At 65.6% G+C, this 15,151-nt stretch carries 15 protein-coding genes; 7 read left to right on the top strand and 8 right to left on the bottom strand.

From position 1 onward, the window contains the following. Nucleotides 1–95: 95 nt before the first annotated feature. The 4 genes from MLE18_RS08160 to MLE18_RS08145 all read left to right on the top strand — a co-directional run bounded on the left by MLE18_RS08160 (nucleotide 96) and on the right by MLE18_RS08145 (nucleotide 3,410). On the top strand, nucleotides 96–833 hold the full coding sequence (locus MLE18_RS08160; protein WP_243438294.1) for a basic amino acid ABC transporter substrate-binding protein: 738 nt from the start codon (nucleotides 96–98) through the stop codon (nucleotides 831–833). 58 nt (nucleotides 834–891) lie between these two features. Next, nucleotides 892–1,683, top strand: a complete 792-nt coding sequence (locus tag MLE18_RS08155; RefSeq protein WP_243438293.1) for an amino acid ABC transporter permease — start codon at nucleotides 892–894, stop codon at nucleotides 1,681–1,683. After that, on the top strand, nucleotides 1,670–2,410 hold the full coding sequence (locus MLE18_RS08150; protein WP_272881549.1) for an amino acid ABC transporter ATP-binding protein: 741 nt from the start codon (nucleotides 1,670–1,672) through the stop codon (nucleotides 2,408–2,410). Before MLE18_RS08155 ends, MLE18_RS08150 begins: the two co-directional genes overlap by 14 nt. Before the next feature lie 484 nt (nucleotides 2,411–2,894). Continuing rightward, nucleotides 2,895–3,410, top strand: a complete 516-nt coding sequence (locus MLE18_RS08145; RefSeq protein WP_243438292.1) for a nitrous oxide reductase accessory protein NosL — start codon at nucleotides 2,895–2,897, stop codon at nucleotides 3,408–3,410. 268 nt (nucleotides 3,411–3,678) lie between these two features. Here MLE18_RS08145 and MLE18_RS08140 read toward each other — a convergent pair whose 3' ends face one another. Next, nucleotides 3,679–5,025, bottom strand: coding sequence for a TrpB-like pyridoxal phosphate-dependent enzyme (locus tag MLE18_RS08140; RefSeq protein WP_243438291.1), 1,347 nt, complete (start codon nucleotides 5,023–5,025; stop codon nucleotides 3,679–3,681). Between the two features lie 166 nt (nucleotides 5,026–5,191). On the opposite strand from MLE18_RS08140, the gene MLE18_RS08135 reads away from it, so the two are divergent. After that, nucleotides 5,192–6,490, top strand: a complete 1,299-nt coding sequence (locus MLE18_RS08135) for a YhjD/YihY/BrkB family envelope integrity protein (RefSeq protein WP_243438290.1) — start codon at nucleotides 5,192–5,194, stop codon at nucleotides 6,488–6,490. A gap of 213 nt (nucleotides 6,491–6,703) precedes the next feature. Here the strand turns inward: MLE18_RS08135 and MLE18_RS08130 are convergent, their stop codons facing one another. Next, complete coding sequence (locus MLE18_RS08130) at nucleotides 6,704–7,711, bottom strand: zinc-binding alcohol dehydrogenase family protein (protein ID WP_243438289.1); 1,008 nt, start codon at nucleotides 7,709–7,711, stop codon at nucleotides 6,704–6,706. Between the two features lie 146 nt (nucleotides 7,712–7,857). On the opposite strand from MLE18_RS08130, the gene MLE18_RS08125 reads away from it, so the two are divergent. After that, nucleotides 7,858–8,745: a LysR substrate-binding domain-containing protein gene (locus tag MLE18_RS08125; protein ID WP_243438288.1), complete on the top strand. Its 888-nt coding sequence runs from the start codon at nucleotides 7,858–7,860 to the stop codon at nucleotides 8,743–8,745. Here MLE18_RS08125 and MLE18_RS08120 read toward each other — a convergent pair. From MLE18_RS08120 to MLE18_RS08105, 4 genes are read right to left on the bottom strand one after another with little or no spacing between them, the layout of a single operon-like run. Continuing rightward, entirely contained in the window at nucleotides 8,702–9,829 is a 1,128-nt protein-coding gene (locus MLE18_RS08120) for an ABC transporter permease (protein WP_243438332.1), read from the bottom strand. The genes MLE18_RS08125 and MLE18_RS08120 overlap by 44 nt on opposite strands. Nucleotides 9,830–9,834: 5 nt before the next feature. After that, the gene (locus tag MLE18_RS08115) at nucleotides 9,835–10,797 is read right to left on the bottom strand and encodes an ABC transporter ATP-binding protein (RefSeq protein ID WP_243438287.1); all 963 of its coding nucleotides are present in this window, start codon (nucleotides 10,795–10,797) and stop codon (nucleotides 9,835–9,837) included. Next, entirely contained in the window at nucleotides 10,794–11,768 is a 975-nt protein-coding gene (locus tag MLE18_RS08110) for an HlyD family secretion protein (protein WP_243438286.1), read from the bottom strand. Before MLE18_RS08110 ends, MLE18_RS08115 begins: the two co-directional genes overlap by 4 nt. Further along, nucleotides 11,765–12,400: a TetR/AcrR family transcriptional regulator gene (locus tag MLE18_RS08105; protein WP_243438285.1), complete on the bottom strand. Its 636-nt coding sequence runs from the start codon at nucleotides 12,398–12,400 to the stop codon at nucleotides 11,765–11,767. Before MLE18_RS08105 ends, MLE18_RS08110 begins: the two co-directional genes overlap by 4 nt. Nucleotides 12,401–12,605: 205 nt before the next feature. Here MLE18_RS08105 and MLE18_RS08100 point away from each other — a divergent pair, with 205 nt between their 5' ends. Beyond that, the gene (locus tag MLE18_RS08100) at nucleotides 12,606–13,832 is read left to right on the top strand and encodes a DUF2235 domain-containing protein (protein WP_243438284.1); all 1,227 of its coding nucleotides are present in this window, start codon (nucleotides 12,606–12,608) and stop codon (nucleotides 13,830–13,832) included. Nucleotides 13,833–14,017: 185 nt separating this feature from the next. On the opposite strand, the gene MLE18_RS08095 is transcribed toward MLE18_RS08100, so the two are convergent. After that, entirely contained in the window at nucleotides 14,018–14,407 is a 390-nt protein-coding gene (locus MLE18_RS08095) for a tautomerase family protein (protein WP_243438283.1), read from the bottom strand. 154 nt (nucleotides 14,408–14,561) lie between these two features. Next, the gene (locus MLE18_RS08090; RefSeq protein ID WP_243438282.1) at nucleotides 14,562–15,077 is read right to left on the bottom strand and encodes a hypothetical protein; all 516 of its coding nucleotides are present in this window, start codon (nucleotides 15,075–15,077) and stop codon (nucleotides 14,562–14,564) included. Nucleotides 15,078–15,151 lie beyond the last annotated feature (74 nt).

The following is a 15,151-nucleotide window of genomic DNA, read 5'->3' as shown; positions in this document are numbered from 1 at the left end:
GGCAATTGTTTCCGGTCGCGTGACGACCATGTGAAACTTTAACCGCTGAGGCAACCAAGCCCCCGAGCGGCTAACATCCAACCGTGGAGGAGAACATGCGCAGAATCGTCGTCCTGGCCGCCCTGCTGATCGCCCTTGCTTCCCAGTCCGCCTGGGCCAAAACCATCGTCTTCGCTTCCGACGCCACCTGGCCGCCCATGGAGTTCGTCGGCCCCGACAAGCAAATGACCGGCTTCGCCATCGACTACATGAAGGCCGCCGGCAAGGAAGCCGGGTTCACCCCCGAATTCAAGGCAGTCGCCTGGGACGGCATCTTCGCCGGCCTGGCCGCCAACAAGTACGACGCCATCTGCTCCTCCGTGTCCATCACCGACGAACGCAAGAACGCGATGGACTTCTCCACCCCCTACTTCAAGGTCCGCCAGGCCCTGGTGGTCCCCGTGGCCTCCAACGCCAAGACCCTGGCCGACATGAAAGGCAAGACCCTGGGCGCCCAGATCTCCACCACCGGCCACTTCGCCGTGAAGAAGGCCGAAGGCGTGAAGGACAAGTCCTACGACGAAGTGGGCCTGGCCATCGAAGACCTCTTCAACGGCCGCATCGACGGCGTCGTCTGCGACGACCCCGTTGCCGCCCAGTACGCCCTGCAGAACGACAAGTACAAGGGCAAGCTCAAGATCGCCGCCATCATCGAAACCGGTGAGGACGAGTTTTACGGCATCGCCGTCAAGAAGGGCGACAAGGAAACCCTGGCCCTCATCGACAAGGGCATCAAGGCCGTGAAGGACAAGGGCATCGAGAAGGAACTGATCAAGAAGTGGATCGGTCAGTAGACCTCTAAATTCAAATGGGGGACCGGGCGCTGGCCCGATCCCCCGTTTCAAATCGTACATGCAGACGCAACAAACCGTACCCGTCATCGAGCAGCACGACGGCCCCGCCATCCCGCGCAAGTCGGACAAGGGGCTCGTCTCAGCCTGGTGGCTTTCCCTGGTCGTGTCCGTGGGCACCCTGCTCTACCTCGTCCTGGTGGAGAAAGGGGCCTACCTGCGCCTCGTCAAATTCATACCCGACGGCGTCCTGGTCACTTTCCAGGTGACCATCTACTCCATCGTGCTGGCCCTGTTCCTGGGGCTGCTCACGGGCCTTGGGCGCGTGTCCCGCAACCGCTGGATCAACCTGGTCGCCTCCACCTACGTGGAGATCGTGCGCGGCATCCCCCTGCTGGTGCAGCTGTTCTACATCTATTACGCGCTGGGCCGCTTCGTGCGCGTGCCGGACATCCTGGCCGCCGTCATCGCCATGGCCGTGTGCTACGGCGCCTACCTGGGCGAAATTTTCCGCGCGGGCATCCTGGCCATCGACAAGGGCCAGACCGAGGCGGCGCGCTCCCTGGGCTTCAACCGCGCCCAGACCATGCGCTACGTCATCCTGCCCCAGGCCATGCGCATCATTCTGCCGCCGGTGGGCAACGAGTTCATCATGCTCCTGAAGGACACCTCGCTGGTGTCCATCCTGGCCGTGGCGGACCTGCTGCGCAGGGGCCGCGAGTTCGCGTCCGAAACCTTCCTGTATTTCGAAACCTACACCGTGGTGGCGCTGGTCTACCTGATCATCACCCTGCTGCTCTCCAAGTTGGTGTCCAGGCTCGAAGAGAGGCTCTCCTACTATGTCAAGCGCTGAGCCCATCATCACCATATCCGGAGTCGCCAAGTACTTCGGCAAGCTCAAGGCCCTCTCCGGCGTGAGCATGAACGTGCGCCCCGGCGAGAAGGTTGTCATCATCGGGCCGTCCGGCTCGGGCAAGTCCACCCTGCTGCGCACCATCAACCGCCTGGAGAACATCGACGCGGGCCGCATCGTCGTGGACGGGCAGGACCTCGACGACCCCAAGGTGGACATCAACAAGGTGCGCATGGAAGTGGGCATGGTCTTCCAGTCCTTCAACCTGTTCCCGCACTACACCGTGCTCGACAACCTCACCCTGGCCCCCATGAAGCTGCGCGGCATGAAACGGGACGAGGCCGAGGCCACCGCTTTCGCCCTGCTGGACAAGGTAGGCATCAAGGACAAGGCCACGGTGTTCCCCTCCATGCTCTCCGGCGGGCAGCAGCAGCGCGTGGCCATCGCCCGCGCCCTGGCCATGAACCCCAAGATCATGCTCTTCGACGAACCCACCTCCGCCCTGGACCCCGAGATGATCGGCGAGGTGCTCTCCGTCATGCTGGACCTGGCCCGCGAAGGCATGACCATGGTCGTGGTCACCCACGAGATGGGCTTCGCCCGACAGGCCTCGGACCGCATCGTCTTCATGGACCACGGCAGCATCATCGATGAGGGCGCGCCCGCCGAGTTTTTCGAGAGCGCCCAGCACCCCAGGGCCCAGAAGTTCCTGGAACAAATCCTCTGATGTGACGCGCGCAGTCACAGACGAGCGCCCGGTCAGGTTGTCTGGCCGGGCGCTTTTTTTGTGCTCCGGGATCGGGCGGAGGAAGGCCTCCGGGGGCCTTGGGGCCTGACTGCCCCACCTTCATCGGCGTGGAGGAGGAGGCAGGCTCTCAATCGGATGTCTCTCATGACGCCCACTTTTGCCGCTTCATTCCCCGGGGGAATTTCGTGGGAAGGATGTCGCGGTGTCATACGGAATATCGCCTGAATTGCTTGCGTGACAATCGGCAAGAGGCTTATGAAGCCAGAGTTGAGCCACCACACCGGATGCTCTCATGTGAAGGTTTCGCCACCCCGTTTTTGCTGATCGCGGCCAGTGCGTTACGTGTTAGGAGCACATCCCGACGAACGAACCATTTTGGAGGGCATCAATGCGCCGTACCTTCTGTGTTGTCATCCAGCTGCTCGGTTGCATCCTCGTTTGCGCAGGGCTCGCCGCAGCGCAGATGGAATCTCACGCCCAGTCTGGGGCCGGCGGCCACGGGGACATGCACGGGCATGCGGGCACCCCTGCCCCCGAGGACATGGCCATGGCTGCCGACATCACGGCGCATCCAGCATGCCCTCTGTGCAATATGAATAGGGCCATGTTCGCCTATGCGCGAATGGTGCTCGAATACGACGACGGCACGTCCTACGGCACCTGTTCCATACACTGCGCGGTGCTTGAGATGGCCGTGAGCCTGGACAAGGCTCCCGCCAGAATCCTGGTTGCGGATTACGACACGAAGAACCTCATAGACGCCGAATCGGCCGTTTGGGTGCTCGGAGGCGAGAGGATGGGCGTGATGAGCAAGCAGGCCAAGTGGGCTTTTGAAGATAAATCGGCGGCTGAGGCTTTCATCAAGAAGCGCGGGGGCAAGCTTGCCGATTTCGACACGGTGATCCAGGCCGCCTTCAAGGACATGGCCGCCGACACCCTTATGATACGCAGCCGCCGCAAGATGATGCACGGCAAATAGCTGGATATATCCGGCTGCCGGGGCCACGGCCGCCAGGCAGCGGCGCCCGCGGCTCAATTCGCCAGCCCCCCCGGAGGCACCCGTCAGGCAGGCCGGCTCCGGGGCATGCCCGACACAACGCTCACGCCACAGGCGTTGCGGGGTCGGCGACACCCCGTGGCGGCCGCGCAGCTCAACGCCAAGCCGCGTCGCGGGCCTGCGAGGGCGATCAAAAAGGCCGCCGGGCTTTCCCGGCGGCCTTGTCGCGTCGGTGGCGTTCCCCCGCGCCCTACCCCTCGATGGTCGGGCAGGTCTTGAGCGCCTCGTCGATCTCGGCCTGGGAGTGCTCGAAGTCGGTCAGGTTGCCCTGCAGGTAGGCGTCGTACGAGGCCAGGTCCAGTAGGCCGTGCCCGGAATACAGGAACACCACGTTCTGCCCCGCCTCGGCCTGCTTGGCCACGTCGATGGCGGCCTTGATGGCGTGGGAGGTCTCGGGCGCGGGCAGGAAGCCCTCGGTGGACTGGAAGAGCAGCGCGGCCTCGAAGCAGTCGTTCTGGTAGTAGGCGCGGGCGTCGATGAGCCCCTCGGCCATCAGGTTGCACACGAGGGGCGCGTCGCCGTGGTAGCGCAGCCCTCCCGCGTGGATGGGCGCGGGCATGTAGGCGTGCCCCAGGGTGTGCATCTTGAGCAGCGGGGTCAGGCGGGCCACGTCGCCGTAGTCGTAGCGGTACTGGCCGCGCGTCAGCGTCGGGCAGGCCTTGGGCTCGGCGGCCACGAAGGTGATCTTCTCCCCGGCCAGCTTCTCCGGCAGGAAGGGCAGCACCAGCCCGCCGAAGTTGCTGCCGCCGCCCACGCAGCCCACCAGGTAGTCGGGCTTGTCCCCGGCCATGGCCAGCTGGCTCTTGACCTCCTGGCCCACGATGGTCTGGTGCAGCACCACGTGGTTGAGCACGCTGCCCAGGGCGTACTTGGTGTCTTCATGGGTGGCGGCGTCCTCCACGGCCTCGGAGATGGCCAGGCCCAGGCTGCCCTGGCAGTCCGGGTCGGAGGCCAGCACGGAGCGGCCCACCTGGGTCATCTCGGAGGGCGAAGCGAAGATCTGCGCCCCGTAGGACTGGATCAGGATGCGGCGGTACGGCTTCTGGTTGTAGCTCACCTTGACCATGTAGACCGTGCAATCCATGCCAAACATCTTGCAGGCGAAGGAGAGCGCCGTGCCCCACTGGCCCGCGCCCGTCTCGGTGGCCAGGCGCTTAACGCCTTCGAGCTTGTTGTAGTAGGCCTGGGGGATGGCCGTGTTGGGCTTGTGCGACCCCGCCGGGGAGCGGGACTCGTCCTTGTAGTAGATCTTGCACTTCACGCCCAAGGCCTTCTCCAGCCTGCGGGCGCGCACCAGCGGCGTGGGCCGGTACAGCCGGTAGATGTCCAGCACCGGCTCGGGGATCTCGATCATGCGCTCGGGGCTCATTTCCTGCTGGATGATGCCCATGGGGAAGATGGGGGCGAGCTGCTCCGGGCTCACCGGCTTGCCCGTGCCCGGGTCCAGCGGGGGCGCCAGGGGTGTGGGCAGGTCCGGCAGGGCGTTGTACCAATGTCTGGGCATCTCGGATTCCGGCAGCATGATCTTCGTGTCCATCCGCATCCTCTTTTCGTCGGGGTTGGTGAAAAGGCCTTGTCCGGCAATGAATTCGCTACCCACGGGCTCGCCACCATGTCAAGGACGGCCGCCCCGCGAAAAGGCCATCGTCAAACCGAGCCGTGATTGGTATCATGCGGAAAATCAACTTCCTGCGAGGACCGACATGACCCCCGCGCGCCTGGGCCCCTCCCTCGTCCGCTCCTTCCTGGACAACCGCTGCCTGATGATGGCCTCGGCGCTGTGCTACGCCACGGTGCTCTCCCTGGTGCCGCTCCTGGCCGTGGCCTTCTCCCTGGCCAAAGGCTTCGGCGTCTACGACGCCCCCTACCTGCGGGAGGCGCTCCTGCGTCTCACCGCCGAGAAGGCCGACATCGTGGACGCGGTGCTGGGATACATCCAGAACACCAACGTGCGCGCCCTGGGCTTCATCGGCGTGGCCATGCTCTTCATCACCTCGGCGGGGCTGATCTCCACCATCGAGGAGGCCTGCAACGTCATCTGGCGCGCCCCCGGCAACCGGGGGGTCTGGAGCCGCCTCACCAACTATCTCACCGTCATCCTGGTCTGCCCGCTGTTCATCCTGGCGGCCTTCAGCGTCACGGCGACCTTCCAGAACGCGCAGGTGGTGCAGTGGCTGGGCGAGATCGATCTGGTCAACCAGGCCTTCGCTCTGGGGCTCAAGGCCGTGCCCATGCTGATGGTCTGCGTGTCGCTCTTCGTGCTCTATAAGTTCCTCCCCAACGTGGAGGTGCGCGCCGTTCCCGCCGCAGCCGGGGCTCTGGCCGCAGGGATCGGCTGGCAACTGGCCCAGGCGGCCTACATCCGCTACCAGATCGGGGTCACGGGCTACAACGCCATCTACGGCAGCTTCGCCCAGATACCGCTGCTGCTGGTCTGGCTCTACATCAGCTGGCTCATCGTGCTGGCCGGTGCCGAGTTGGCGCACGCCATCCAGAGCGCCCCCACCGAGGCCGCTCGCAAGGCCAGCGCGGCCTATTCCCTGGCGGACAGGCGCGGCGTCGCCCTGCTGGCGGCGCTGATGCTCACCGAGAAGGCCGAGACCGCGGGCGGCCCCCTGCTGTCCGAGGACGCCGCCCAGGCCGGGGGCCTGCCGCCCCTGGTGGTTGAGGAGGAGCTGGAGCGCCTGACGCGCATCGGCATCGCCGCCCGGGTCGAGGGAGGTGGCTACGCGCTGCTGGCAGCACCGGACAGGATCACCGTGGGTGAGCTGCTCTCAGGGTGGGAGAACCTGCGCGGCGACGGCACCGTGCCCGACCTGGACGGACGCTACCCCGTGCTGGCCCGGCTCCGCCGCGGCATGGAGACCGCCTGCCGCGGGGTGGACGGCCGGACACTGCGGGAGCTGTACGAGACGCTGCCGCCGCAGGAGCAGGACTCTGGTGGCGATGGCGGCAGCGGGCAGGCGACGCCGGCAGCGCCGGGCTGGCGGAGATTTTTTTAGGAGGAGCGCCTCCGGCGGCCAAAGGGAGTTCCTCCCTTTGGAATCCCATACGGCTTCGCGTTCTTGTCGGTGAAGGCACCGACCGCCGGTTTGTTCAGCCAATCAACAACAATATAAAGGATTCCAAAGGAACGAAGTCCCTTTGGCGGGAGAGTGCAGAGAGGACGGCGCCCTCTCTGCCCGCCGGAGGCTTTCCCCCAAAATTCCCCCAAATCAGAACACGATCACCTGCTTGCCGATCATGGTCGCGCTCTCCTGCCGCACATGCGCGGCCTGCACGTTGGCGGCGGTGAGCCCGTCCAGCGTCTCACGCAGGGTGCTGCGCAGCACGCCCGCATCCACGAGCCCGGCGACTTCCTCCAGAATCTCGCCCTGCCTGCCCATGTCCGGCGTCTCGAACAGCGGGCGGGCGAACATGAACTCCCAGTGGATGGACGCGCACTTGCGCTTGAAGACCGTGATGTCCAACGGCCCGCTGGGGTCGTCGATGAGCGCCACGGGCCCCTGGGGCCGGATGATTTCGGCCATCTGGTTCCAGTGCTTCTCCATGTGCGTGGTGCAGAAGATGGCGTTGACCTCCGGAAATCCCTGGGCGCGCACTGCCTCGGCCAGGGGCTGGCGGTGATCCACCACCACGTCCGCGCCGAGCTCCTTGCACCAGTCCACGGTGTCCGGGCGGGAGGCCGTGGCCACGACGGTCATTCCGGCCCAGCGCGCCAACTGGATGGCCATGGAGCCCACGCCGCCCGCTCCGCCCACGATGAGCACGCTGCGCCCCGCGTTGGCTCCCTGCGCGGGGACGAAGCCTAAGCGGTCGAACAGGGCCTCGAAGGCGGTGATGGTGGTCAGGGGCATGGCCGCCGCCTGGGCGACGGACGCGCTCCTGGGCGCGCGGCCCACGATGCGTTCGTCCACCAGGTGGTATTCGGCGTTGGTGCCGGGCCTGTTCACGGCACCGGCGTAGTAGACCCTGTCGCCCTTGGCGAAGGCGCGCACGTCCGGGCCCACGGCCTCCACCACGCCGCAGGCGTCCCAGCCGAGCACCACGTCGGTGCCCACGGGGGTGCGCACGCGGATTTTGGTATCCACGGGGTTGACGGAGACGGCCTCAACCTTCACCAGCAGATCACGCCCGGCGGCCCGGGGCGCTTCCAATTCGGCCTCGCGGAAGGCGTTGGGGTCGGCGGCCTTGCTGCCGCCTGCGGCCAGGATAGCTTTCATGGCGGTGTCCTCCTTCTTTGTGCTTGTGGTATCGAATTTTCAATCAGTGTCCATCCCCTGGGCCGTGAATACCCGCCCCAGATTGATTATGGAAATTAATTCGAGTTGATTTATTGATTAGCATTACTTATTTCTGTGTCATGAGAATGCCAGACTTGGAAATCGATCTGCTGCGCGGCTTCGCAACGGTGGCTGAGTCGGGCAGCTTCACCGCCGCAGCGGTGGCATTGAACCTGACGCAGTCTGCAGTGAGCCAGCAGATCAAGCGGCTGGAAGGCTTGGTGGGCAAGGAACTTCTGGAGCGAAGCAGGCGGCGTGCGACTCTCACCCCGGAAGGGGAGACGCTCTACGGCTACGCCAGACGGGTACTCGCCTTGAACGATGAGGCCGTGCGCCGCCTGGCGGCCCCGCCGATGAGCGGTGTGCTTCGCCTGGGCGTTTCGGAGGATTTTCTGCCGCTGCGGCTCCCAGCGCTGCTGGCCGGGTTCGCCAAGGCCTACCCGGGTATCCAACTCGAGCTAACCACGGGCCTGAGCACGGCCCTGGTAGGCGCCCTGGCGTCGGGATTGTTGGATTTCGCCATCGCCAAGCGCGATGCGCATCCCCATACAGGGCGGGTCATCTGGCGGGAGAAGCTGGTCTGGGCGGCTGGCGCCGCCCTCCCGACGGAGCCGTTGCCGCTGGTGCTGCTGCCTCCCCCCTGTTCCTACAGGCGGCTCATGCTGGACACCCTGGCCGCTGCGGGCAGGCCCTGGCGCGTGGCCTGCACCGCCCACAGCCTCATGGGCATGCAGGCCGCCGTGGCCGGAGGGCTGGGCGTTTCGGTGCTCGGCCGCTCCTTCATGCAGTCCGGCCTGCGCGACATAGGGGGGGAATGCGGCCTCCCGGATCTTCCGGATACCGAGATCGCCCTGTTCGGGGAAAACGGCGCGCGCGCCGAACTGGTGGAGTGCGCCTTGTCCTTCCTGTTGGAGGGCCTTCCGGCCGGAGCTAATCCAAAGTCTGGCGGTAGCGCTTCACGGCCACGGTCATGAGTACCACCAGGAAGGCCAGGATGGGCCAAAGCTCCGGTAGCAGGTCCGCAAACCCGATGCCCTTGAGCACGATGCCGCGCACCACGCGCAAATAGTGCGTGAGCGGCAGCACCGAGCCCACCCACTGGGCCCACTCCGGCATGCCCCGAAAGGGGAACATGAAGCCCGAGAGCAATATGGAGGGCAGGAAGAAGAAGAACGCCATCTGCATGGCCTGCAACTGGTTGCTGGCAATGGTGGAGAAAGTGATCCCCACGGCCAGGTTGGCGGCGATGAACAGGATGGACACGGCCAACAGCAGCGGCAGGCTGCCCAGGATGGGCACCCCGAACACCACCTTGGCCGCCAGTATGATGAGCATCATCTGGATGTAGCCCACCACGATGTAGGGCACGATCTTGCCCGTCATGACCTCGAAAGGCCGCACCGGGGTGCAGAGCAGGTTCTCCATGGTGCCCCGCTCACGCTCGCGGGTGATGGCCAGGGCCGTGATGATGACCATGGTCATGGTCAGCACCACGCCCATGAGCCCGGGCACGATGTTGTAGCGCGTCTGGATTTCGGGGTTGTAGAGGCGGTGCACCACAAGGTCCACGGGGCCGGGCTGGGCGCGCAGGGGCAGCAGCGGGCCGATGAGGTCGCGGTTCAGGCTCTGGCTGAAGATGGTGTCCAGCGCGCCCAGGGCGAAGCCCGTGGCCGCCGGGTCCGCGGCGTCGGCCTCCACCAGGGCCTGGGGCCTGTCCCCCCGGGCCAGCAGGCGGCCGAAGTCGTGCGGGAAGGTCAGCACGAACTGCACGTCGCCCAGGTCAAGCAGACGCTTGGCCTCGGCCTCGCTACGAATGACCTTGGTCACCCGGAAATAGACGCTGTTCTGCATGGCCGCCACCAGGGTGCGCGAGAACTCGGAATCGTCATTGGAGAGCACGGCCAGGGGCAGGTTCTGCGGATTGGAGTTGATGGCGAAGCCGAACAGCACCAGCTGCATCAGCGGGATGCCGATCATCATGGCGAAGGTCAGGCGGTCGCGGCGCATCTGCACGAACTCCTTGACGACCATGGCCCAGAACCGGCGCGGGGAGAACATAAGGCTCACTCCCTGCCCCCTTTAGCCGCTCCGCCCGCCTGCGGGCTCGGGCTTCTGCCCATGAGGCTGATGAAAACCTCCTCAAGGCTGGTGGGCACCTCGTTGAACGTCTGCGCTCCCCTGGCCAGGAACGGGGCCAGGGCCTCCCGGAGTTTCTGGGCGTCCGCCCCGGAGACGTGCAGCGTATTGCCGAAGTGGGCCACCTGCTCGACGCCGGGCTGGCCCTTCAGTTCGGCGGCCAGCTCGTAAAGATCCCCGCCGGAGACCTCCCAGGTGTGCAGGCCGCAGCCCGCGATCACGTCCTCCACGGTCCCCTTGGTCAGCAGGTTGCCGTAGGAGATGTAGGCCAGGCGGTGGCAGCGCTCGGCCTCGTCCATGTAGTGGGTGGAGATGAGCGCCGTGAGCCCCTGCCCCGCCAGTTCGTGCACCTGGTCCCAGAAGTCGCGGCGGGCCTTGGGGTCCACGCCCGCGGTGGGTTCGTCCAGAAGCAGCAGTTCGGGGCCGTGGATCAGGCTGGCGGCCAGGGCCAGGCGCTGCTTCCAGCCTCCTGAGAGGTTCTGGGCCAGCTGCTCGGCGTAGGGGCCAAGGCGCATGCGCTCGATCATGGCTTCCACAGTACCCCGGCGGTCGTCCACGCCGTAGACGCGGGCCATGAAGTCCAGGTTCTCGCGCACGGAGAGGTCGCCGTAGAGGCTGAAGCGTTGGGCCATGTAGCCCACACGGGTCTTGATGCGGGCCGCGTCCTTCATCACGTCCATGCCCAGGCAGGAGCCCGAGCCGGAGTCGGGCTTGAGCAGCCCGCAGAGCATGCGGATGAAGGTGGTCTTGCCGGAGCCGTTGGGGCCCAGGAAGCCGTAGATTTCCCCCGGCTCCACGCGCAGGGAGAGGTTGTTGACCACCACCTTGCCCCCGAAGGACTTGGTGATGCCCGACACGTCGATGGCCGGGCCGCTGCGCCCGGAGTTCACGCGCCGCCCCCGGGGTTCGCTGGGGCCAGGCGCACGTCCACGGGCTGGCCGGGTTTGAGCAGACGGGCGGTCTCCGGGTCGAAGCGCGCCTCCACCATGTACACGAGCTTGGAGCGGAAATCCTGGCTGTAGATCACGGGCGGAGCGTATTCGGCCTGGGGGAACACGAAGCTCACGGCACCCTCGAAGGGCTTGGAGCAGCCGTCGCAGCTCACCGTGACCTTCTGGCCCAGGCGCACCGCGCCCAGGGACTGCTCAGGGATGAAGAAGCGCACCTTGATGGCGTCGGGCGGCAGCAGTTTGACCACGGGGGACCCGGCCTGGACCCACTCGCCCCGGTAGTGCAGCAGGTCGAACACCAGTGCGTCGCGCGGGGCGTTCTGGAATTTCTGGCCAAGCGACCATTTGGCCTGCTCCAGATCGGCCTGGGCGGCCTTGACCTGGGCCTGCGCCGCCAGGATCTGGTCGATGCGGGAGCCGAGCTTGCCCGTAGCCAGCTGGGCCCGGTAGTCGTCCAGGCGTCCCTTGGCGGTCTGGTAGGCGGTGTCGGCCCGGTCGTAGTCCTCCTTGGCGACGGCTCCCGTGGCCAGCAGGTTGCGCCTGCGATCCAGCTCAAGCCGGGCCAGGGCCAGGTCCGCCTCGGACTGGGCGATGCGCGCCAGGATCTGGTCGATCTCCTGGGGGCGCAGGCCCTTCTTGAGATCCTCCAGGGTGTCCTGGGCGCGCTTGAGGTTGGCCTGGGCGCGGTTGACGCCCTGGCTTTCCAGTTCGTGCTCCAGCACGAAGAGGGCTTCGCCCGCGCGCACGGAGGCCCCGCGCTGCGCCGCCAGTTCGTCCAGCCTGCCCCCGTAGGGGGAAGCCACATACACGAACTCGCCCTCAACATACCCCTGGTACACGCCCTCGGCGCCCTTCGAGCATCCCCAGCAGAGGGCGGTCGCGGCTGCCAGCGCCAGAATCAGTCGTTTCATGAGGCCTCCCCGGCTGCCTTGCGGATCATATCCGCCAGAAACGCGGCCATGTCGCCCGCATGGGCCGAGGCCGCCGTACGCAGATGCTCGGGCAGCTCGCCGCCGAAGCGTCTGCGGATGGGCTCCGTAAGCGAGATGAAGACCATGGGCCCGACCATGGAAAAATACGTCAGCACCGGATCGAGCCCCAGCTCCACGGCCAAGGGCGCGACGGATTGCAGGATGCGGCCCCAGTGGCGCACCACCGCGCCGGGCATGTTGCTCCCGCCGGAGGCCAGCTCCCAGGCCATGATGCGCGGCAGGCGCGGGTCGGCGCGGAAGAGCTCGGCCACGCGCTCCAGCACGGCCCCGAGCTGGCGCGCGGGGGAGCCCTGCACCTGCCTGCCCTGCTCCACGGCGCGAGCCACACGGTCGAAGAGCGTGCCCACCACAAGCTCGTACAACCGGGCTTTGGCCCCCACCCGATAATAGAGCATCGCCTTGTTGATCCCGGCGGCCTGGGCTATGGCCTCCACGCGCGCGCCGGAATAGCCGTGCTCGGCGAACACGGTCGCCGCAGCCTGGAGGATGGCCTCCACAGGGGCGTCGTCCTGAGGCTGCGCAGGCTTGGTTGTGGCGGTTCGGGCTTTCATTTACCGAACAGTTTAACCAAACGGTTAAACATGTCAACGCCTCAACTCGTGACAGATCCAAACACCCCTGCCTGCAAGATCGGGCTTGCATCCAGCACAACCCGTGCTAGAAGCAAGCAAATACAATATTCAGTTATTTTAAATATTTAAATATAGATTCGTAAAAGTCGTGCGTGGATGACAACCTGAACAGGAAGGAGAAGCCATGGCGAAATTCATAGTGTTTTGTGCCGACGGAACCTGGAACGGACCCGACTGCGAGGATGCGGACCACGACAACCTCGCCGACATCACCAACGTGCTCAAGCTCTACCGGCGGCTTGAATGCGATTCGCCGGTGATATCCAAAGACACTGAGCAGGAGTGCGTGCTCACCGCCAGCGGATCGCCGGTGATGGTCGCCAAGTACCTCCATGGCGTGGGGCACAGCTCCAACAAGCTCGTGAGAGCCTTGGGCGGGGCTTTCGGGGCGGGCATCATCGCGCGCATCGTGCGCGGCTACACGTTCATCTCGCGCCATTACCAGGACGGCGACAAGATCATCCTGGTGGGGTTCAGCCGTGGGGCCTACACCGTGCGGGCCCTGGCGGGCATGATCTGCGCAATGGGGCTGCTGGACGCTGAGCGGATGAAACTTTCCGACAAGGATGCGGCCTACCATGCCGGTGTCGCCACCTGGAGCGAATATCGTAGGGAAAAGATGGCGGTTCCGGGGCTGTTCGAGAAAATCACGGACTTCCTGAAAGGCTTTGAGAAGTATCTCACCACGCATCCCGCGGAGGAAAACCCTGACGAGAGGCTCGACGCCGTGCTGCAGCCTTTTGAGGTCTACCTTCAAAAGCGTTTCCCGCCCATCTACAGACGTTTGCCCATACCCATCGAAGCCGTGGCCGTGTGGGACACGGTTGGCGCGCTGGGCATCCCGTTCTACGATAGGGACAGACGCGTGGATGTTTTCCGCTTCGCTGACACCGATCTGAGCGGCTGCGTGCAGCACGGCTACCACGCGGTGTCGGTGGATGAAGTGCGCAGGGACTTTACCCCGACACTTTGGGCGCCCGACGACCGCGTCGATCAGGCGCTCTTCCCTGGCGCCCACTCCGACGTGGGCGGAGGCTACCCCATCGGGGACAAGGAGAGCGGACTCTCCGACCATGCCCTGATCTGGATGATCAATAAGCTGGAAGGCCTCGAACTGAGCTTCGTTGATGGATGGATTGATTCTCTGGCTCCCGACGCCGAGGGCTGCGCCCACGAGCCGTGGCGGCATTGCGCCATGCCCATGCTGACGTCGCCGCGCCAGTTCCCGGCTGCCCCGGCGCTCGGGGTGCATCAGAGCCTCCGGGATCGCCTTGGTAAGATGGTGAAAGCGGACCCCGATGTCCCCGAGACTCCTTACGCGCCGGGAAACCTGAACGGGTACATCCCCTGAAGCCGTCTCCGGCCCTGGGCGATCACCTGACACTGGATGTTGAGGCCAACCGCGGAGCAAAGGAAAAGCCCGGGCGGCGTAGCCGTCCGGGCTGTACATTCGAAGCCGCGACACGGCCGGTGATCCGCGGACAGAAGTGCCGCCCGCATCCGGCGCTCGCACAGGTCCCTAGCGGCTATCGCCGCCTACACCTTCACCTTATATCCCAGATCCACCAGGTCGGCCCGCTGCCCGCCACGGATGCCCCAATTTTCGCGGGGCTGCTCCACCACAATCACGAACACGTCCGAGGGCTCCACGCCCAGCGCGCCCAGGTTGCGCACCACTCGGGCGTAGAGCGCGCCCTTGGCCTCGGGGCTGCGCCCGGCGAAGGCGTGGATCTCCACCAGGGTGTAGCGTTCGGTCTTGCCCGGGGGCAGCAGCCAGTCACCCGGGGCGTATTCATTCAGGCGGATGTTGCGGTCGGGCTCGGGGATGCCGAAAGCGGACACCAGCGCTTCATGCACGGCCTCCAGGAGAGCGTGTTTCTGCTCAGGGCTGCGGCCTTTGAATACACTGACGGCTACGAGCGGCATGAACGCCTCCGGTGGTTGCGGTTTCGCGCCGCGCGGCGCGTTTCGGGCACGGGTTTCGGGCTCCGGCTTCGGGCTCAGGCTCGGGCCACGGGAATCAGGTTCCGACATCGAGCTCCGGCTTCGGGCTCGGGCATCGGGCCCCGCAAAAGACGGGCTACTGCGCTTTGTCCAGCTTCTTGGCTTCCTGCTCCGGCGTGGGGATGGCCCCCTTGGGCACGTCCGTCGAACTGGCTGGAGCCGGGGCGCCTCCGGCCTGACTGGCGGATGGCGCGGCCGGGGGCTGCGCTCCCGGCTGGGGAGCGTCGCTGTGCCCCTCGCGGGTGGCGGAGGCCGACAGCTGGTTCTGCATGTCGGTGAGGCGCTTGTTCAGGTTGAGCATGGAGGCCCGAAGGTCCTCCAGATCGTTCAGGCGCAGGGCTGTGCAGTCGTCCAGCTGGTTCTTCTGCTCGGCCAGGCGGGCCTCCAGTTCGGACTGGATGCGCTCACGGTCCAGCCGGAGGGCCATTTTTTCCTCTTCCTGCCGCTTGCGTTCCATGCTTATAGATTCCAGGTGCGACCGCGCCTCGAGCACGTCTTTCTCGAGGGTGAGGTAACGCGTGGCCACCAGGGTTGAAAGCGCCGCCGCTGCGGCCGTTACGACCGCGAAGAGGATGAATGCTACCGTACGCATGGGAGAAAAATAACCCTCAACGGTTTCATTCTCAAGACGAAATATTGCAAAGCCCGCCCGGAAGTCCTACAGGA

The organism is Fundidesulfovibrio soli (assembly GCF_022808695.1).
GTDB lineage: Bacteria > Desulfobacterota > Desulfovibrionia > Desulfovibrionales > Desulfovibrionaceae > Fundidesulfovibrio > Fundidesulfovibrio soli.
Note: the sequence above shows the minus strand (reverse complement) of the source record. Positions and strands in the feature narration are given on the sequence as shown.